The sequence below is a fragment of the Phyllobacterium sp. CCNWLW183 genome (genome assembly GCF_037203775.1).
Taxonomy (GTDB): Bacteria; Pseudomonadota; Alphaproteobacteria; order Rhizobiales; family Rhizobiaceae; genus Phyllobacterium; species Phyllobacterium ifriqiyense.
The window spans coordinates 252,636-272,286 of record NZ_JBBCBN010000007.1 but is presented as its reverse complement, the minus strand read 5'-3'; the positions used below and the strand labels follow the sequence as shown (position 1 = coordinate 272,286).

The following is a 19,651-nucleotide window of genomic DNA, read 5'->3' as shown; positions in this document are numbered from 1 at the left end:
TGCTTTCTGCGCCGGGATGTTAAGCTCACTCAACTGCCGTTCTCACCAGCGGCCTCTGGGAAGAAATAATCCTGCCAGGAATTAGCTTTGTTTTTCAGGACGCCAAGCTTATGAAGCTCCGTCGCATAAACGAAGGTGTTCTGGGGGACGATGGTGAAATCATTTTCAGGATCGTTGATGATTTCTAAAATCAATTCAGGGGAGAGCTTGGAACCCTGCTGACGGATAAACGTCTGTGCAGCCTCTTGCTTGTTTGCATTGATCCAGTCCGACGCTTCGCGCAGAGCGGCATAGAAGGCAGCATAGGTTTTGGGATTGTCGTTATGGAATGCTGAACTGGCATAAAGCACGTTGAAGGTCGCTGATCCGCCTAAAATGTCGTAGGAACTAATGACCTTATGTACCGCTTTATTTGCCTGCAAGGCTTGATAATAAAACGGTGCAGAGGAAAAATGAGAATTCACTTCGGTGCCGCCCGAGATTAGCGCTGCGGTCGCGTCGGGGTGCGGTAAGCTGACGGAAATTTCATCAAGCTTTTGGAAATTGTCGGCGCCGAAGATCTTGGCTGCCTCGATTTGTAGCGTTCGCGACTGAAAACCCGTGCCGGCAGCAGGCACGGCTATCCTATCCTTATCGCTGAAATCTTTGAGTTCGTGGACATCCGGGTTAGTCGTTAGCAAGTAGTTCGGTAATGAGCCGAGCGCGGCGACCAGCTTGACGTCCTGCTTACCCTTGGTCCGGTCCCACATTGTCAATGCCGGTGGAACTCCTGCTGACACAATATCCAGATTGTTGGCGAGCAGTGCCTCATTCATTGCGGTTGCACCAGAAATGCTTGCCCATTCAACCTTGATATCAACACCAGCTTGCTTTCCGTGCTTTTCAATCAAAGCCTGGTCGCGAACGACATCCAGGATCAGATAGGCTATTCCGAACTGCTGGGCGATCCTGATGGAGCCTTCGGCAGCAGCCTGCCCCGCCAACAGCATGGCAACAATACCGAATGCCGCACCGAGAGCTCTTTGACGCTTAAATTGGTTGCTCAATGTCGCAAAGCTAAGGGCCTTCATGAATTCTCCATCGAGCGAAGGGACTGCGGTGAAGCTTTCTGCTTCTCTTGCATGATGGGGACAGGCTAAGGACAACCACCAAACCGATCAACACAACTGCGTTCTATTCTGGCGCGCAAAAAGAGATCAGAATCGCTCGGCACCGTCGAAAATTCGAAGAATGTACTTGCCGCGCCGTACAAAGGCACATTGCTGACCACTGCAACATTCATGTGGTCATGCTATTGAGCACCGTTTAGGAGCGCTATGGTGCCTCTGCATCTTATATTGGACCCACCGCCTTCTAACGGTCACTTCATAGCAATAATTACCTTGCCCTTTGCCCGGCCTGTCTCGACATAAGCCAGTGCCTCGTTGGTTTTCTCAAACGGGAAGACTTGATCCACAACAGGGCGAATGACATTTGCCTCAATCAATGCGGTAATCTGACTGAGTTGCTCGCCATTGGCGGTCATGAAAAGGAAAGAATAGCTTATGTTTCGACGTTTCGCTTTCCTGCGAATGCCGAAACTCAGGAGGCGCGTGATTTGTTGAAGCGGCCAGCTGAGCCCATTTTGTTTTGCGAAATTTGGATCAGGCGGACCCGAAATCGAGATCAGTTTTCCTCCTGGTTTCAATACTCGGAGGGAGTTTTCCAGCGTGTCTTTACCAAGACTGTTTAGGACGACGTCAAATCCGTGCAACACGTCCTCGAATTTATCCTTCTTATAATCGACCACGGCATCCGCGCCGAGACTTTTGACGAGATCAATGTTTGCCGTGCTTGTGGTTGTTGCCACATATGCTCCGAGATGTTTGGCAAGTTGAATGGCGATCGTACCCACGCCGCCGGAGCCTGCATGGATCAGGACTTTCTGACCCTTTTGTAAATTAGCGCGCTCGACAAGCACCTGCCATGCCGTCAAGGCGACGAGTGGAACGGACGCAGCCTCCTCCATTGTCAGATTATTCGGCTTTATTGCCAAATCTAACTCATTGACGGCAATATATTGCGCAAATGTTCCGATGCGATCCTGTGCTGGTCGTGCATAGACCTCATCTCCAGGCTTGAAGTGGCGAACTTTCGGCCCCACTCGGGTTACCACGCCCGCCACATCGTTGCCTAAGATCAGCGGGAGGCGATATGGCAAAATAAGCTTGAACTCGCCATCACGAATTTTACTATCCAGAACATTCACACTGGCGGCATGGATTTCCACCATCACATCATTGTCCCGCAGTTCCGGCATCGGACTATCGGTGAACCGTAGGGCGCCGCCCTTTGCGTATTGATCGGCAACAAACGATTTCATAGAAAATAGCTTTCTTCAGTGCGGCTGAAATTCAAGCTGGAAGTCGATTGAATTTCCGCAAGTTTTTGTCAACGAACGACTCCGGCAGGAAGCGGCGTATAAAGCGAACCTGTCGCGCAGCCTTACCAACAATATAGCGTCTTTTGGGCGATACGGCATTGGCGGCGCTCACAACTGCTGCTGCGACGCTCTCTGGTGCATCACCCTTCTCGATGATTTCGCGCATCAATTTTTCGGCGTAAGCACGGATAGTATCATAAACGGGAAGTGGCTGGTCTGGCCGGGTAATGTTTTCTTCGAAAGACGTGCGAGTGACCCCCGGCTCCACAAGAACAACGCGGATACCTTGTGTTCGAATTTCGTGATCGAGCGATTCCGAATAGCCCTCAATAGCGTGTTTGGTGGATGAATAAAGAGCATTATAGGGCGCTGGAATAAGTCCAAGTATAGAGCTCAGATTGATAATCCGCCCTTTGCCCTGGCGTCGCATAATGGGCAGAACGGCATTTGTCATACGTAGCACGCCGAACACGTTCACATCGAACACAGACTTTGCCTGAGTGACAGAAGATTCTTCAGCCCCACCGAGCAATCCGATCCCGGCATTGTTGACCAGGAGGTCAATCTGACCAGTGCGACTGAGGACCTCGTCTACAAGTGTCTGCACCGATGAATCATCCGTTACATCGCAAATCAGCATTGTAATGCCATCCGGCGTGTTCGGCATGGGTTTTCGACTGGTCCCGAACACGTGATAGCCATCGCGCCGTAGCGCTTGGGCTGTCACCAGGCCAATGCCGGAGGAAGCACCTGTAACAAGGGCAACCCGGTGCTCTATTTTGCTCATTTTCTTCAGCCTTCATTTTGCTATGGAACATCAATGAGCATTCAGTTACTATGAATTTAGTAGTAAGTCACTATCAAAAAGATACTAACATGAAAAAACTTTCAGACCAGCCATGTCTTATAGCTCGCAGCCTCGCCCTTATGGGGGATGCCTGGAGTATGCTCATCCTGCGGGATGCCCATATTGGCCTCACGCGCTTCGACGAGTTTCGCAAGAGTCTTGGCATCGCTCCAACGATGCTGACTGCACGGCTTTCAGCCCTCACCGACGAAGGGTTGTTAGAAAAACGCCGCTACCTGGAACGACCGCCACGAGACGAATATGTGCTGACGGAAGCCGGACGTGACTTTCTTCCGGTGCTGTTCGCAATTGGCGCATGGGGCCGCAAATACCGCGGCGGGGGCGAGGTGACCCGCTTCTTCGATGCGGAGACTGGGACAGAAATTGATCCCCTCACTATTGATCGAGGAACAGGTGCTCCGCTCGGTACACGCCCTATCCGGATCGAGCTTCCGGGGAAATGATTGTATGCGGATAAAGCAGTCTCCAGACATCGTCCAGTTTGCATGGAGTGGCTGTATGCGTCCGTGGACTGCAAATAGTAATACAAGACAGCATTCGTTTGCTGCCTTGTATTATATCAGTTTGTTCCTGCCACCCCGGTGCAAGGATCAGTCGCGGGGCTGCAATAGCGCCAGCAGAACGGTCGAAGCGGCAAGGATGGCGGTAAGGGTCAACGGGCCGGTTGCGCCATAGGTGTCCACGACATAGCCGCCGGCAACAGCGCCAATAGTGATGGCGACCTGGAACGAGGTAACCATCAGACTGCCTGCTGCCTCCAACGCGTCGGGTGCTGCGCGAGATAGATTGGTTGGCAACACCACTGGCGCCATGCCGAAGGCCAGGCCCCAAAGCGTAGCAAAGCCAAAGGCAACACCGATATGCACTCCCCAAAGCACCAAAGCGAGTGCCGCAAACGCCATTAAAGCGGCAGTGACGACGAGCGCCATGCGGATATTGGTATCTGCCAGGCGACCGCCAACAATGTTACCGACAACAGCGGCGATGCCAAATCCAAGTAGTGCCAGGGCGATCGGACCGGTTGCAAGGAGGGTTACCTGCTCAAGGAATGGGCGCACATAGACCGAGCCAGCAAAATGTCCTGTCATGAGCAGCAGGATAGCAAGCATGCCGAGTTGAATGCCGCGTCGCCGTGTCAACCGAAAGACATCCGCAAGACTGTTGCTTGTGCTGGCAGGCAGCGTTGGCAGGCTTAGAAACTGCATCAACATGGCAATCGCGGCAAGCCCCGCTGTCATGGCCATGGCGCTGCGCCAGCCTATCCAATCGCTGATTATCGCCCCCATTGACGGTGCGGCAATCGTAGCGAGCGACACGCCGAGGGTGACAATAGCCATACCTCGACCTGTTGCATTGGCCCCCACCAATCTGGCAACAACAGCAACTGAAAGCGCCCAGAACGCGCTAAGGGCGATGCCTAGGCCAGCTCTGCCGAGCAATAGGAGCCAAAAATCGGTTGCTGCCGCTGCAAGGATATTGGAGCCAATTGCAAGGGCGCTAAGGCCCACCAAGACGGTCTTGCGATTCAGGCGTCCAATGAGAACATTGCTCAACAAGGCAGTCACAGCGCCAACGGAAGCAGTTGCTGTAACGACCTGACCGGCAGTCCCCTCACTGATGCCAAGATCGCGCGCCATCGGCGTCAAAAGACCCGCTGGCAGAAACTCAGCTGACACCAATGCAAAGCTGGTTGCCGCCATGGAAAGAACCGCAAACCAAGTTGCTGGGGTCCAGGCAGTTGGCGCAGCGCTATCAATATCTATCGCTGAGCGTTCAAACTGTAATGTTGTGTCTGTCATTAAAGTATCTCCAATGTTTGGAGATACTAATAGCCAATTTCTTTCGGATGATATGTATCCTAAAATCCGAAATCCATGTCCATTCGTCCGGAAATTGTGCGACGCACAATGCCGGGTGAGACATTGGTGATGCGCTTGAACGCGCGAGCAAAGGAGGCTTCTGATTCGTAGCCCAAGCGAGTAGCGACCTCGGCAACCGACATACCATTTTGCGCGAGTAATTCGCCGGCAAGCTGCATGCGCAGGCGAGCGAGATAATGCGCGGCGCCTTCGCCCAAGACAGCGCTGAAGCGCTCAGCGAATATTGAACGTGATTGCCCCGCCAAGCCTGCGAGACTCTCCAACGTCCAGTTATGACCGGGGTTTCTGTGCATCGCCGCCAGAACGCGGCCAATGTGGGGGTCGCGAATGGCGGCAAGCCAACCCGTTGTCGATGCACCCGTACAGTTGACCCAGCAGCGAATAAGTCTAGCAGTTAACAAGTCTGCCATGCGCGATAAGATAGTGGCGCTACCCATCTGTGGTTGTGTGGCCTCCACTGTCATAGCTGCGAGTAAAGGACCGACAATAGGGTCATTGCCGGCCACGTCGCACCCCTTGATGATTGGTGGCATCAAACTGATCAAGGGACTAAGCGCACAGGCGCCCAAAGTCATGGACCCGCAAAAAAGGGTACTCGTCGCGCCTGTTCCTTCCCGCACCACTTCGCAGACATTGCTGCCCAACTTGGTTACCTGACAACCCTTAAGCGAGTCACCCATCACATTTGGCGCGCTGGCCAGCCGATGGGCGATGCCTTGTGGCAGCAGCACCAGATCGCCATCGTGCAACTCCTGCCAGCCTTGCTCTTCCGTGTGGATCCAGCACGGACCTTGGCTGACAAAGTGAAAGCGGAGCAGGGGCTGCTGCGGAAAAGCGATGCTCCATGGGTGCCGTAGTTCACAGCGACCGTAGTTTACGCCACTCAAGCGGAAATCCTGCAAGACTTCGCTCAGCGCATCCATGGGGATATGCGATGGTGAAGGTGGTCGGGACGGATAATCAAGCATTCAATTGATATATATGCCGAACGTCCGGAAGACAAGTGGGTTTGCGAGCACACTCCGTTGACCCACTTCGCCATTAAGTGCTGTGGACCAACTTAATTTGTCTAATCCGCCTATTGTAGAGATACGCGCGAAAGAAAGTCACGGACAAGTGGAATCGCTTCGTCCAGATGTGTCTCGAGCAGCCAGTGACCGGCGTTGTCGATGAGATGCAGTTCAGCGTTCGGTAAATCGCGTTGATAGGCCAGGCAAGACTCCTTGGGCATGTATCCGTCCTGTGGTCCCCAGACAATCAGGGTAGGGGGTTGGTATTCACGCAGATAAGCTTGGTAACGTGGAAACCACTCCAGATTATGCTCCAGCTTCTCCATAAGCGCGACCGACACAGCCCTGCGAACGGGCGTGTCCATTAACGGCCAGTGCAGTTTCCAAAGGTCCGGCGGCACTTTCGCGCCCACCTCCTTTGACACTTCGCCAATAAACTCTTTTTGAAAGCCTTCTTCACTGACGGCTTCTTCGAGTGCGCGGTGGTTTTCGGCAGATTTGTCATTCCACCAGGCTTTTATTGTCGAGTATTTTGGTCCCAAAACGTCTTCGTAAATGTCGCCGTTTTGAATGATAAGGGCTGCTATCCTTTCGGGATGCGCGATCGCGTGCCGTAGGCCGATCTGCGATCCGTAATCGTGAAGCCACAAGGTATAGCGGCGCAGGTTAAGAGCATCGGCTACCTGTTCAAGAACCTCGGCATATGCATCGAAATCATACCCAAATGAAGAAGGTTCCGGTGTATGGCTATAACCGAATCCGGGCCAGTCGAAAGCTATCGTTCGCCACTGATCGGACAGGGCTGGCATCAGTCGTCGAAACTGATAGGATGAACAAGGATAACCGTGCGGAAGCAGCAAGGCTGGAGCATCTGCCGGTCCCGCTTCACGCAAGAAAATTCTGTGCCCGCCAATTTCGGCATATCGGTGTATAACTGCGTTATGCTGCATATCAATTTCCCAAACCTGGACCATTTAAACGTCAATAAATGGTTGGGGTTCCGTTAAGTGCCGTGCAACACGTCAGATCGCTGATTTAATACCCGTATAGTTGGCATCCACGGGAGCTGTTTATGAGACATTAAGCTCAATGTGCCCAGTAAAATTGCCACCGCAGTGTAAACGGGACCAGACCAACTTTTCCACCCACAAACCGATGATCGATGGTGCCAGCAAAAGAGTAAGGCAAAGCGCTTCTTTGGCCTTCCGGATATCGTTCGTCGGCGCTATTGAGTTAGCTTAAATTTGTTTTCGGAACGGGATGGTTAAACGTGCGACCTACAGTGCAGGATGTGGCGAGACAGGCCGGTGTCAGCCTTGCTTCAGTTGATAGAGTGCTTAATCAACGCCCTGGGGTGCGCGAGAAAACGATTGCAAAAGTTGAAGCTGCGATTTCGAAGCTCGGTTATATCAGAGACGTCTCTGCTGCGAACTTGGCAAAGCGGCAGATTTATCGCTTCGCGTTTGTAATACCAGAGGGAGCTAACAGCTTCATGCGGGGATTGGAGGCCGAAATCGAAGCAGTAAAGCAACATTCAGCAAATGATCGTACGGAGATTTCGATTTATAAAGTCCCCCCTTTTGATGGGCGGGCACTGGCGGCTACGCTGGATGGCCTGGACCCCGCTCGTTACTCCGGCGTGGCGGTTGTTGCAACGGAAGCTGTGGCTGTAAGAGATGCGCTGGCCCGGTTGCGCCGGAACAACGTTCCAGTCGTTACACTTGTTTCAGATGTACCTTCTTTCCAGTGTGATGCGTATGTTGGCATTGACAATGTTGCAGCTGGACGCACTGCTGCCAGACTCATGGGCAATTTTTTAGGTGAAAAGTCGGGAAAGATTGCGCTGGTTGCGGGGTCAATGCTGGTTCGGGATCACGTGGAACGCCGCATGGGATTTGAGCAGGTCATTCGTAGCGATTATACGCGTTTGGAATGCTTGCCGGTAATCGAGGGCAAGGATGACAGCCAACTGGTCCAAAAATATCTTAGTGAATGCCTGAGGATGCATAGTGATGTCGTCGGCGTATATAATATGGGCGCGGGCAATCGCGGTCTCATTGAGGTTTTGTCAAAGAACGGGGCTAGCAAGGAGCGCGTGGTTGTTGCCCATGAATTGACGGAGCACACACGACGTGCCCTTAATGCTGGCATTGTGGATGCCATCATTCATCAAGATGCCGGTCATGAGGTGCGCAGCGCTCTACGTATATTGAAAGCACGCATTGATAAAACACCTTTGCTTGCCGGCCAGGAAACCATTCGAATTGAAATTTACCTAAATGAAAATTTGTCCTGAACGGTATCGCCAAGAAACCGCTTGAGGAAGTAGCCGAACGAAGCTCGCATTCTTCAAACAGCGATGGATACATTACGTCATCTGTCCTTTGCACGTATGACTGGCGTACCTCAAATAGGGCTAATCTTATCTTCACAGCCTAAAATTAGTTGAGGGTATTTTCATTGCCCCACGGCAAAATAACCCCAGGTTGAGCGAATTGACGTTGAAAAATAACGCAATCGTTAGCTTTGCGAGGCATTTACATAAAACGACTTTCTGCCTCTAAGGGATTGACGCGTTAAATATAAAGAGGTACGTACCTCAATATGGTGCCGTTCGGTTGATCTTGCTGGACGTGTCAGGGAGGATAGAGCGCATTCTGAGGAGAGAGTGTGACTTCCGGCATGTTGCTGCTGTGAGATAATCGATCAGGCTTCTTGGGAGTCAGATGCACAAAGCCGTGTCTCTGAAATCCGTACCGGGCTGTAGGAGGGCCGGCGGTTGGTGCGGTTAGCGAAATTATCATTTTGTGGATTGAAAAAACAACGGACCGGCGCAATCAGGTTTTCCACTTGCTCGTCTTGGTGATGAGCGGGCAACGTCCAGTGTGGGTTCGAAAGTAAGCTTTGTTTGCGTTCAGTGATTGTCGCACCAGCTCTCTAAAATCATGCAATTTGTATATCGTGGGAGGAAGTGATGGTTAAGATAATTGCAATGCTGACGAACAACAATCTGACTGTTGAAAACGCTAGGGAAACGTTCGGACGCCGTCCTGGGATGTGAGCCGGAGACAATCTTAAATGTTTAAAGGCGGTCACCGAGCGAGGTGAGTGACGGATTCTCCCGCACTCACATGCCGCTGACAGCCATTCGAACTGCGCACCAGTACCCAATATGAATTGCTGATGCGCATGAAAACCAGGAAGGTAGCAGAAGTAATGTCAATGACGTTTGGTATTGTAGTTGGAAGCCGGGGATTTTTCCCAGGTCACCTTGCGGCTACAGGTCGTGATCATATGATCAGTGCTGTTGAAAAGGCTGGCCATAAGAGCATCGTCCTTGGCCTCGAAGACACCCAGCATGGTGCCGTGCAGTCATTTGAAGATGCTAGAAAATGCGCAGCTTTGTTCAAGAAGCATGGTGATGATATTGATGGAATAATCGTCACGCTTCCGAACTTCGGGGAAGAGCGGCCAATCGCCGACACCATCCGCCTGTCGGGACTGAAGGTTCCTACCTTAATCCAGGCCACCCCAGATGATCCGAAAAAAATGTCGATCCAGTGGCGCCGCGACAGCTTTTGCGGAAAGATGTCGGCCTGTAATAATCTGCGACAGTACGGCATTCGCTATTCTCTCACCAAATCCCACTGTGTTGACCCGCTCAGCGATGAGTTTCAAGATGATCTTGCGCGTTTTTCGGCGACCTGCCGTATTGTTGGTGGTTTGCGGGGCTTGCGGATAGGCGCAATCGGCGCACGGCCACAAGCCTTCAATACAGTTCGTTACAGCGAGAAACTTCTCGAGGCGGCCGGAATTTCGGTCATCACGCTCGATCTTTCAGAGATTTTGGGGCGGGTGTCTCGCCTTGATGATGGCGCTTCGATCGTCACAGACAAGGTCAATGCGATCAAAAACTACATTACAGTTGAAGGTGTGCCTCATCCGGCCATCCTCAGACAAGCCAAGCTTGCGGCGGTGACAGAAGAGTGGATGCGGGAGGTCGATGTTTCAATCAGCGCAATTCAATGTTGGACGTCATTGGAAGAAAACTATGGCGTCGTGCCTTGCACAATGATGAGCCTGATGAGTTCCAAATTGATGTCCAGTGCATGTGAAGTTGATGTCTGTGGCCTCATAGGCATGCATATGTTGGCACTTGCGTCCGGGACGCCGAGCGCGCTTCTCGACTGGAACAACAACTATGGAACGAACGCTAATAAAGCCGTGTGTTTCCATTGCAGCAACCTGCCGAAAGAATTCTTTAAAAACTACAAAATGGACTTTCAGGAAATCATTGCCGGGACGGTTGGCAAAGACAATACCTATGGAACGGTGGACGGCTCAATAAAGTCGGGGCACATGACCTATATTCGTGTGAGCACGGATGACACATCCGGGCGCATTTGTGGTTACGTCGGAGAAGGAAAGTTCACCGATGATCCGCTGGAAACGTTTGGTGGCGCTGGCGTTGTTGAAATTCCCAATATGCAAAAGTTGCTGCGTTATATTTGCGAAAACGGCTTTGAGCATCATGTGGCGGCGAATTTTTCTTCCGTCAGTGAGGCCATAATCGACGCTTCACGTCAGTATCTGGGTTGGGATTTCCATCTCCACGAATGAAAAAATTGAAAACCACGCAGGTGGTTGGGAGACGGCGCCAGTCCACCCGTCCGGTTTCTTCTTAAAAGTGTTGAGCGCCAATATCGGAATGTTCTTGATAATGGAGGGTAGCATGACAGCAACGATCCACAAGCCGACGGAGTCGGCAAGATGGTTTTTGCACGTTGGTGTTGCAGATCCGGGCGTATGGGACGAGTTCATTGACGATGACGATGACGATGACGATGACGATGACGATGACGATAACGATAACGATGACGATGCGATTGCCGCAGCCTCGATTCAAGCTTTGGTGCTGCATGAATCGGAAGCAACTTCGATCGATGGTAGCTTGCTACCGAAAAGCGATGCAGACACCAATAAATATTTGAGCTGAGCCCATGTTCAAATCAGCACTTCCTGCGGTTCGGCGAACTCTTCGAACACAAATTAGATGGTAGAACAAATGCAAGATCGTATTTTTGGGCAAGTCAACGGTGTCGATATCCATGAGGTCACTCTACGCTCGGATGGGGGTGTGGAGGCAAAGATCCTGACATGGGGGGCCGCAGTGCGCGATTTGCTCATCCCCACGCCTCTGGGAAAACAACGGGTTGTCATCGGCTTTGATACAATTGACGACTATACCGCCGATACTGCTCATGCCGGCACAATCGCTGGTCGTTTTGCCAACAGGATTGCACAAGGCCGTTTTGAACTGGATGGCAAAGACTATCAATTGCCACTTAATCAAGATGGAAAGCATACGCTACACGGCGGTGGTGACGGTCAAGGCTTTAGCCGCAGGCCTTGGAAGCTTGAGGCGCACGACGCGTCATCGGTAACGATGTCACTTCAATCTCCGGATGGTGATGCCGGTTTCCCCGGCAACCTGGATGTTCAGTGCGTCTATCGATTGTTGGACCCCGGGACCTTGGAAGTCGAGTTGACTGCCACGACGGACGCACCAACGCTCTGTAATCTTGCCAGCCATGGTTACTTCAATCTTGAGTTGCCAGTTGGATTCAAAAACGCTCCCGTACCAAGCGCAATTGATCATGAGTTTTTAGCAGAAGCCGACTTTTACACTCCAGTTGATCACGATCTAATTCCAACCGGCGAGATACGCTCGGTTTATGGAACGCCTTTTGATTTTCACAAGCCAAGACCTTTACGAAACCAACAGAAGGTCAACTACGACCTGGGGTTCGTTCTAAGAGAGACGGTCTCCGCAGATAAAAAACTGATACATGCAGGAACGTTGTCCGGGCCCAAGACACGCATGGCCATGGATGTTTATACGACCGAGCCACACCTGCAATTATATGATGGCGAAGCGTTCAATGGCCCGGCCGTGGGTCTCGATGGAGCTCGCTATGGAAGGCATTGCGGTATCTGCCTGGAACCGCAGCGTTACCCGGATAGCCCTAATCGAAGTCATTTCGTCGGCGCGGTGTTGCGGCCGAATGAAACTTATCGACAGGTAACGGAGTACAGATTTCGCACATTTTAACCGCCGATGAACTGACGTTCGACCAAGCCATGAGACGCTAGGTTGTGAAAGCAAATGAAGGGGACGGAACAGTGGCAAACGAAGACGATGACTTTGTGATGATGCAAGCTGTAGCCGAAGCGACGGCACCGGCGGCTGGACGGCTGGTCATGTCATATTTGAAGCAGAATGGACCCTTGGAAATTGAAACCAAGGGACCGCAAGACTTTGTGATAGCGGTTGATAAATCAGTCGAATTGCTGATCCGGAACAGGTTGCATCAAGCATTTCCCCATCACGCCATTTTGTAGTTTGGGTTCTGGACCCCATCGATGGTACTTCGAACTTCATGCGCGATCGTCCGAGCTGGTGTGTGTCGGTCGGTGCTACCATAGAGGGTAAGCTAATGCTTGGCGTCATCTTCGACCCTGTTAAAGATGAGTCATATAGCGCGGCCGTGGATCGAGGCGCGACTCGTAACGGTGATCCGATAGCGGTCAACAAAGATGCGACCCTCAACAAATCAGTGTTCGGCGTGGGCTTCACATCAGGCAAGAGCGGAACAGCGCCTGCCCAGCAGATCAGCCATATTCTGGATCATGGCTGTGAGGACCGTCGCTTTGGCCCTTCAGCCATGATGCTTGCTCATGTCGCCGATGGTAGACTGGCCGCTTGTCAGACTAGAATTCTGTTGTGATTTTCTGACTGTTAATAGGTGAAGCGCTTTCGGCTCTACTGATTGCGTATCCCCATGGTTATGGCCGTGTGATCATGGACCTGGCTCTGATCCTTGCTGCCTTTCGATAGGATCGTGGAGTGAGGCCGGTTTCCATTCTGAAATATCGGTTGAAATTCGACAGATTATTGAAGCCCGCTTCGAAGCAGATATCCGTGATCGACATTCCAGTTTCCGCCAGCAAAGTGCGGGCGCGCCAGACACGCACCGAGCGGCTATAGGTGGAGAAATTCATACCTGTCAGCCGTCCGAAGGCGCGGGAAAAGGCGGAAGGCTCGAGACCCACACGCTCGGCTACCTCGTGCATCTTCGCGCTAGGACTGGATTGCATGATCTGGATGGCTTGATCGATCCTGCGATGACGCCTGTCGGACAATTGGTTGTAGAATGAGATAAAATGCTCACTGGCAAGAAGCCGCTTTTGTGGGGCGTTCTCAATGCTGTTCAGTATTTCGATGAAGAGTCCAAGCCCTGCTGCTCTTTCATGTTCGTGAAGGTCAAGGATTCTTCTACCGATTTCCAGAGCAGCAGGCCCCATGATTTCGATACCGCGTGCGGCAAGTGGTTTCAGACGGTGGAGAACATCAAACTCCGGACAGACCGCGCGTATGTTCATTAGCGCTTCTGCATCGAATTGCAGCACCAGATCGCGTCCCGGCAGATGCGGCGCGCCTGGTGTGATCCAGTTGTGCGGAAGGTTCGTACCAGTCAGCATCAGATGCCCCGGTTTAAAAGGACCGATATAGTCACCGACATAGGCAAAGCCCGAAGCGTCAGGGATATAGTGGATTTCCCATTCAGGATGATAATTCCAAATGCAGATCGGATTTGGATAGTCATCCCGGCGGATGAGGTAGGACATGCCACCAGGCAGAGTGATTTGCTCTCGGGTGGCAGTGAACGTATCCGAAACGGAATGTGGGAAATCTGATGCAATTGGCATTCATCAAGTCACCTTATATGCGAAGAATGTCAAAATAGTATTAGTTCTCAGTCAAAAAGCAAACTAGTTCCGATGACAAGTCCAGTCACAATGGGTCCCGTAGACGGCGAGGGAGTTTTGCCGTTCGAGGGAGGATACTATGACATTCAACAGGCTCCGCGCTGGCTGCGCGGCAATTGCAATCTTTACGGCGTCCAACGCCTTTGCCGCTGCTCAGTGCAGCGACGATGTGCGCGTCCTCGCCCAGCCACGCGATGGACTAACGCTGCTGGAAGAGCATGTGGACGAATTCGAGAAATTGTCCGGCGCAGGATTTGAAATCAGCTACCTTAACGAAAACGACCGTCGCGCAAAGTCGCAGGCTGACGCATCCACCGTCGGTAGCTTTGACGTCTACTATGTCGATGAGGCAAATCTCGCCCTATTCGCCTCTTCTGGCTGGATCGTGCCGCTTGATGGCTACTATCCCGCCGACTACAACTATGATGATTTCGATGCGGGTATGCGAGCAGCCGCGACCTATGAAGGAAAGCAATGGTTCGCACCCATACAGGGCGGTGGCGACCTGATGGTCTATCGGACGGATCTTCTGGAAAAAGCTGGTATCGCGCCACCAAAAACGTGGGAAGAGTATCTGGCTGCCGTCAAAAAACTGCACGACCCCGACAATGGCGTGTACGGAACGGCTCTGCGGGGACAGCGGGGCTCGGGTGCCAATGTCTGGCGCTGGATGCCATTGTTTAAGGCATATGGCGGGGAGTGGTTCAAAGATGGAAAGCCGGCATTTAACTCAGAGGCCGCACTGAAAGCTACACAGACTTATTTGGACCTTTTCAAATATTCCGCTCCCGGAACGCAGACCGGATCCTGGGACGAATCGACTGGTGCATTCCGCGCTGGCAAGGTCGCCATTATCATTGAATCCGCCCCCCTTGGCGGCATGTCGGTAGACAAGGCGCAAAGTCAGGTGGCTGATAAAGTAGCCTTCTCTGTGCCCCCAACGCCGCTACCAGGTGGCGGTTATGCCCATGGCTTTGCCATCGCCGCAAAAGCCAATGCAACCGAGGAGAAAAAAGCCTGCGCCGGTCTGTTCATTGCTTGGGCGACTTCCAAAGAGCAGGAAGCGCGCCGTCTGGCGGCGGGGCAACCGGGTGAGTTGACGCGCACCAGCACCTACCAGAGTCCGGAATATGCCGCGACCTTTGGTCAGAATCTTGCTGACGCGATGGCTCAAACGGGAAGCCGAACACAGGTAACCTTCTGGCAAGATCCGCGCTGGCAAGAATTGGGTAATCAATGGGGGATCATGCTCGAAGAGCTCATCACCGGTAGCCGCAAGGATATCAAGGCAACCCTCAACGAGCTTGAGGCTTTCGCCACCAAGCTTTGATACCCGTCAGCCTTTACCAAGGGCGCGCCGTAGACGACGCGCCCGACCCTGTCAGTTGAGGATTTTTGCCATGCGCCGCAGGCGTTCGCTGCCTTACGTTTTTCTCGGCCCAACGTTGGTCATACTGATTGTTCTGGCGCTCGTGCCGACGATCTATGCAATCAATATTTCATTGCAGAACAGAACCCTGGCACAGCCGCAGGCCGATTACGTTTGGTTCGCCAATTATATAGCCTTGTTTTCCGATGCCCGTTTTCTCAATGCTTTGTGGGTGTCGCTCAAATGGGAAGTTGTAAGCGTCACAGCAACTATGTTGACGGGCATCGCGCTCAGTATCGCCATGTTTGAGGCGACTGGTCCGCGGGTGCGGAATATCCTGTGTGTCTTGTTTATAATTCCGGTCCTCTTGCCACGCGTCTGCGCTGCCTTTGTTTGGAAATTCTCTTTTCATCCTTTGTATGGCGCTTTGACCTGGCCTGTACGCGAACTCACGGGCAGTACACCAGATATCCTTTCCACGCCGCTCGGGGCACTGTTTGCAGTTGCATTCGTCGACGTCTGGCAGTGGGGGCTTTTCTTTGCGGTAATTATTCTCAAGCTTCTGGAATCGCTTCCTCCGCAGCCTCTAGAAGCCGCACGCATCGATCGCGCGACGCGCTGGGAAGTCCATCGCTACGTCACACTTCCGATGCTGAAGGCTCCGCTTATCAGCCTGCTTCTGGTCAAGGCGATCGAAAGCCTGCGCTCCTTCGATCTGGTTTATGTCATGACACGGGGCGGCCCAGGCATCTCGACGGAAACACTCGACATGTATGCCTATTCCCAAGGTTTCATCGAATCCGGCAAAATCTCATATGCCTCATCAATGGCAGTCATCATGATGGTACTGACCATCGTCACCTTCACCTTTACCTGGAAGAGGCTGAACCGGTGAAACTGTCCACATTGCTCCTCAGGCTGATGCTGATATTAGCGGCTGCCTTCGTGGTCCTGCCGTTACTATGGACTTTGCTCAACGCTTTTAAAACCAATGCCGACCTGCTGGTCAGCACGCCAAAGCTCTTCTTCCAGCCGGTCTGGGATAATATGAGCTACGTGCTGAACCGGCGCTCGGTCGCTCGCGCGCTCACCAATTCACTCATCATCTGCACGAGCGCCGTCGTGCTTGGGGCCGTCCTTGGCATTCCTGCCGCCTATGTTATTGCAAGATTCAAAAACCGCCTCACAGCTGAGGCGCAGTTTTTTGTTCTGTCGCTGCGCTTTCTGCCACCGGTGGCAATTGCAATTCCGATGCTGGTTATCTGGCTGGGCCTCGATCTCTACGATACCCGCCTGTCCCTGATCGTCACCTATTTGATTGTCACGACTTCAATCACTATCTGGTTGTCGATTCCGGCTTTTGAAGGTGTTAGCCTGCATGTCGAAGAGGCCGCCAGAGTCGATGGATTAGGCCCCTACGCCACTTTCTTCCGCATCGCTCTTCCGATTGTCCGCTTTCAGGTTTTCGGTGCCGTTGCCTTTTCCTTTGTGCTTGTTTGGAACGAGTTTCTTCTCGCCATGATGCTCACTACATCCAAGGCAAAGACCCTACCAATCATTGCATCTGAAATGTCACAGCTCGGCATGAATGTACCTTGGGGCATTCTCAACGCGGCCGTCGTTCTCTTGTCCTTGCCACCTCTCATTTTGCTTGGGGTAATGGCGAGCGGACTTAATGCCGCATTTTCCAAAAAAACTGATCAAGGTTAAATCTCATGAAAGCACTTGTCCTGGAGCGCGTTGGTGAACTTACGCTGCGCGATATCGATCTGGCCCGAACGATGGGACCAGATGATGTACGCGTCCATCTCCATACCGTCGGAGTTTGCGGCAGCGACGTACATTATTACACCCACGGCCGCATCGGTAATTTCGTGCTCAATGAGCCTATGGTTCTTGGGCACGAGGCCGCAGGTACCGTGACCGAAGTCGGTGCCAACGTCACGCATCTTAAGGCCGGTGACCGGGTGTGCATGGAGCCGGGAATTCCCGATCCCTCGTCGCGTGCTTCGCGCCTCGGGCTCTACAATGTCGATCCCGCCGTTACTTTTTGGGCAACACCGCCGGTGCATGGTGTGCTCTGCCCGGAAACCGTTCATCCAGCCGGATTTACCTACAAGCTGCCAGACAATGTGTCCTTTGCCGAAGGAGCGATGGTCGAGCCCTTCGCCGTCGGCATGCAAGCCGCAGCACGTGCCCGCATTACGCCTGGCGACACGGCAGTTGTAACAGGTTGCGGCACAATCGGGATCATGGTTGCACTGGCAGCATTGGCCGGCGGCTGCTCGCGGGTGCTGATTTCGGATGTTTCCCCGATCAAATTGAAACTTGCGGAAACTTATGACGGCATCAGTGGCATCAACGTACGAGAAACGAACCTCGTCGATGCAGTTGACACTGCCACAGGTGGCTGGGGTGCCGATATAGTATTCGAATGCTCCGGTGCGTCGGCCGCTATCGCCGATCTTTTCAAAATCGTGAGACCTGGTGGAACCGTGGTCCTCGTGGGCTTGCCAGTTGAGCCCGTCCCGATGGATATTGCTGCTGCATGCTCACGCGAGTGTCGGATAGAAACCGTGTTTCGCTATGCTAACGTCTTTGATCGCGCCTTGGCTCTCATCGCCGCCGGAAAGGTCGATTTGAAGCCGCTCGTCTCGGGCACGTTCGCATTTGAGGACTCTATTGCGGCCTTCAAGCGCGCTGCCGAAGGGCGTCCGGAAGATGTGAAGCTGCAAATCATCCTGGACGGGGAGGGGAACTGATGGCGACCGTTGAATGCCGTGGAATCCGCAAAGTCTATGGTTCGGTGGAAGTCATGCACGATTTCAACCTTAAGATAGATGACCATGAATTCGTCGTCTTTCTCGGGCCATCAGGTTGTGGCAAGTCAACGATGCTGCGCATGATCGCCGGTCTCGAAGAAATATCGAGCGGTGACCTTCTAATTGGTGGTCAACGTATGAACGACCACGACCCTGGAGATCGCGGTATCGCTATGGTTTTTCAAAATTACGCGCTCTATCCACATATGAGCGTACGGGAAAATATTGTATTCGGTCTGGAACGTGCCGGCATTGCAAAAGGCGCGATCAACGAACGCCTTGCTCCGGTTGTCGAGGCACTCGGTCTTGGCATCTACCTGTCCCGCAAACCAACTGAACTGTCGGGCGGCCAGCAACAGCGCGTGGCGATCGCGCGTGCTATGATCAAAACTCCGGAGGTGTTTCTCTTCGACGAGCCATTATCTAATCTAGACGCAAAGCTTCGCGGTAGCTTGCGTGTCGAGATTGCGCGCCTGCACCGGGATCTAAAGACGACGAGCATTTACGTTACGCATGACCAGCTCGAAGCGATGACACTTGCTGACAAGATCGTTTTGATGAAGGACGGGCGTATAGAGCAGATGGGCACGCCTGAAGAAATCTACCAATCTCCAGCCACCCTGTTTGCCGCCGGCTTCATCGGAACGCCAAACATGAACTTCATGCAATTACAGGCGCTTAATGGTGAGATTGGCGATTCTGGTGCCAGGTTCAAGGCGCCTTTCGCGATCAGACCTGGCCCCGTTACCGTAGGGATCCGACCAGGAGCATTTCAACTGACTGATGAAGGGGGTGGGTTACGCGGTCGAGTCGAGCGTAACGAGTTTCACGGAGAGACGAGACTTGTGACATTGCGCAACAATAGCCATGAGATCAGCATTGCTGTACCCGCGGCTACCGCCATCAAGGAAGGTGATGTTGTGGGCATAGATGTTGCTGCTCACGAACTGCACCTATTTGACCCCGAAACAGAAAAACGATTTGCAGTGCACAAAGTCGCGTGATGAACGGACAAACTTTTGAAGCTTTGGCCTGACAGCTAATTATTTCCCGTCGACAAGCTTCGGTGGCTTGTATCTTCAGTAATATTATAGGTGCCAATGCAGGCCGACCGCCGCAATAATCGCAGCTATCGCATTTGCCATAATATTTGGCTCTAAGCATAGGTATTGTGCAGTCGAAAACGCAACGTAATAATGAAAGAAAGTTTATGCCTGTTCTAGTACTCCTTCCGATTATTGTCATTCTTAATTATGTATTGGCATGGCATGCCACAGGCCGTTTAAGAATAGGCAACGTCCTCGCAGGCACAACATGTCTGCTAATCTGGCTATGGTATGCGGGCGAAATGTTTTTGATGGATTTTTAGTCCTTCGAGCACTCTTTTTAGTATGCTATTAAGGTACTTAGCCGTGCCACAAGTCGCTTTGGCTTTGCTTGATCTCCACTT

The 19,651-nt window shown here is 52.5% G+C and carries 17 protein-coding genes and 1 pseudogene; 11 read left to right on the top strand and 7 right to left on the bottom strand.

The annotated features are described in order from the left end of the window. Nucleotides 1-29: 29 nt before the first annotated feature. The 3 genes from V9K95_RS17265 to V9K95_RS17255 all read right to left on the bottom strand — a co-directional run bounded on the left by V9K95_RS17265 (nucleotide 30) and on the right by V9K95_RS17255 (nucleotide 3,209). On the bottom strand, nucleotides 30-1,070 hold the full coding sequence (locus tag V9K95_RS17265) for an ABC transporter substrate-binding protein (RefSeq protein WP_336441382.1): 1,041 nt from the start codon (nucleotides 1,068-1,070) through the stop codon (nucleotides 30-32). 290 nt (nucleotides 1,071-1,360) lie between these two features. Next, entirely contained in the window at nucleotides 1,361-2,362 is a 1,002-nt protein-coding gene (locus V9K95_RS17260; protein WP_336441383.1) for an NADP-dependent oxidoreductase, read from the bottom strand. A gap of 31 nt (nucleotides 2,363-2,393) precedes the next feature. Beyond that, entirely contained in the window at nucleotides 2,394-3,209 is an 816-nt protein-coding gene (locus tag V9K95_RS17255; RefSeq protein WP_336441384.1) for an oxidoreductase, read from the bottom strand. 89 nt (nucleotides 3,210-3,298) lie between these two features. Here V9K95_RS17255 and V9K95_RS17250 point away from each other — a divergent pair, with 89 nt between their 5' ends. After that, on the top strand, nucleotides 3,299-3,733 hold the full coding sequence (locus V9K95_RS17250) for a winged helix-turn-helix transcriptional regulator (RefSeq protein WP_336441385.1): 435 nt from the start codon (nucleotides 3,299-3,301) through the stop codon (nucleotides 3,731-3,733). Nucleotides 3,734-3,880: 147 nt separating this feature from the next. On the opposite strand, the gene V9K95_RS17245 is transcribed toward V9K95_RS17250, so the two are convergent. The 3 genes from V9K95_RS17245 to V9K95_RS17235 all read right to left on the bottom strand — a co-directional run bounded on the left by V9K95_RS17245 (nucleotide 3,881) and on the right by V9K95_RS17235 (nucleotide 7,154). Further along, nucleotides 3,881-5,089 (bottom strand): MFS transporter, encoded by a 1,209-nt coding sequence (locus V9K95_RS17245; protein ID WP_336441386.1) that lies wholly within the window; start codon nucleotides 5,087-5,089, stop codon nucleotides 3,881-3,883. 59 nt (nucleotides 5,090-5,148) lie between these two features. Continuing rightward, a complete protein-coding gene (locus V9K95_RS17240; protein ID WP_115054896.1) occupies nucleotides 5,149-6,138 on the bottom strand; it encodes an AraC family transcriptional regulator in 990 nt (329 codons plus the stop codon). Nucleotides 6,139-6,248: 110 nt separating this feature from the next. Continuing rightward, complete coding sequence (locus V9K95_RS17235; RefSeq protein WP_442958573.1) at nucleotides 6,249-7,154, bottom strand: alpha/beta fold hydrolase; 906 nt, start codon at nucleotides 7,152-7,154, stop codon at nucleotides 6,249-6,251. A 296-nt stretch (nucleotides 7,155-7,450) separates the two neighbouring features. Here V9K95_RS17235 and V9K95_RS17230 point away from each other — a divergent pair, with 296 nt between their 5' ends. The 5 genes and pseudogenes from V9K95_RS17230 (at nucleotide 7,451) to V9K95_RS17210 (ending at nucleotide 12,968) form a co-directional block, all read left to right on the top strand. Then, the gene (locus V9K95_RS17230; RefSeq protein ID WP_115054898.1) at nucleotides 7,451-8,476 is read left to right on the top strand and encodes a substrate-binding domain-containing protein; all 1,026 of its coding nucleotides are present in this window, start codon (nucleotides 7,451-7,453) and stop codon (nucleotides 8,474-8,476) included. Nucleotides 8,477-9,402: 926 nt separating this feature from the next. Beyond that, nucleotides 9,403-10,800, top strand: coding sequence for an L-fucose/L-arabinose isomerase family protein (locus V9K95_RS17225; protein WP_336441387.1), 1,398 nt, complete (start codon nucleotides 9,403-9,405; stop codon nucleotides 10,798-10,800). A gap of 112 nt (nucleotides 10,801-10,912) precedes the next feature. Beyond that, a complete protein-coding gene (locus V9K95_RS17220) occupies nucleotides 10,913-11,176 on the top strand; it encodes a hypothetical protein (RefSeq protein ID WP_336441388.1) in 264 nt (87 codons plus the stop codon). 69 nt (nucleotides 11,177-11,245) lie between these two features. Then, the gene (locus V9K95_RS17215) at nucleotides 11,246-12,292 is read left to right on the top strand and encodes an aldose epimerase family protein (RefSeq protein WP_336441389.1); all 1,047 of its coding nucleotides are present in this window, start codon (nucleotides 11,246-11,248) and stop codon (nucleotides 12,290-12,292) included. 98 nt (nucleotides 12,293-12,390) lie between these two features. Next, nucleotides 12,391-12,968: pseudogene (locus V9K95_RS17210) on the top strand (inositol monophosphatase family protein). Nucleotides 12,969-13,026: 58 nt separating this feature from the next. On the opposite strand, the gene V9K95_RS17205 reads toward V9K95_RS17210, so the two are convergent. Further along, nucleotides 13,027-13,950: an AraC family transcriptional regulator gene (locus V9K95_RS17205; protein ID WP_336441390.1), complete on the bottom strand. Its 924-nt coding sequence runs from the start codon at nucleotides 13,948-13,950 to the stop codon at nucleotides 13,027-13,029. 139 nt (nucleotides 13,951-14,089) lie between these two features. Between V9K95_RS17205 and V9K95_RS17200 the strand changes: the two genes are divergently transcribed. From V9K95_RS17200 to V9K95_RS17180, 5 genes are all read left to right on the top strand, one after another. After that, nucleotides 14,090-15,340, top strand: coding sequence for an ABC transporter substrate-binding protein (locus V9K95_RS17200; protein WP_336441391.1), 1,251 nt, complete (start codon nucleotides 14,090-14,092; stop codon nucleotides 15,338-15,340). Nucleotides 15,341-15,410: 70 nt separating this feature from the next. Then, nucleotides 15,411-16,274: a carbohydrate ABC transporter permease gene (locus tag V9K95_RS17195; RefSeq protein ID WP_115054904.1), complete on the top strand. Its 864-nt coding sequence runs from the start codon at nucleotides 15,411-15,413 to the stop codon at nucleotides 16,272-16,274. Then, nucleotides 16,271-17,089 carry an ABC transporter permease subunit gene (locus tag V9K95_RS17190; RefSeq protein WP_115054905.1) on the top strand — a complete coding sequence of 273 codons (819 nt, stop codon included), beginning with the start codon at nucleotides 16,271-16,273 and terminating at the stop codon, nucleotides 17,087-17,089. Before V9K95_RS17195 ends, V9K95_RS17190 begins: the two co-directional genes overlap by 4 nt. Nucleotides 17,090-17,094: 5 nt before the next feature. Beyond that, nucleotides 17,095-18,141, top strand: coding sequence for an NAD(P)-dependent alcohol dehydrogenase (locus V9K95_RS17185; RefSeq protein ID WP_336441392.1), 1,047 nt, complete (start codon nucleotides 17,095-17,097; stop codon nucleotides 18,139-18,141). Next, nucleotides 18,141-19,205 (top strand): ABC transporter ATP-binding protein, encoded by a 1,065-nt coding sequence (locus tag V9K95_RS17180; RefSeq protein WP_336441393.1) that lies wholly within the window; start codon nucleotides 18,141-18,143, stop codon nucleotides 19,203-19,205. Before V9K95_RS17185 ends, V9K95_RS17180 begins: the two co-directional genes overlap by 1 nt. The last annotated feature ends 446 nt before the right edge of the window (nucleotides 19,206-19,651 follow it).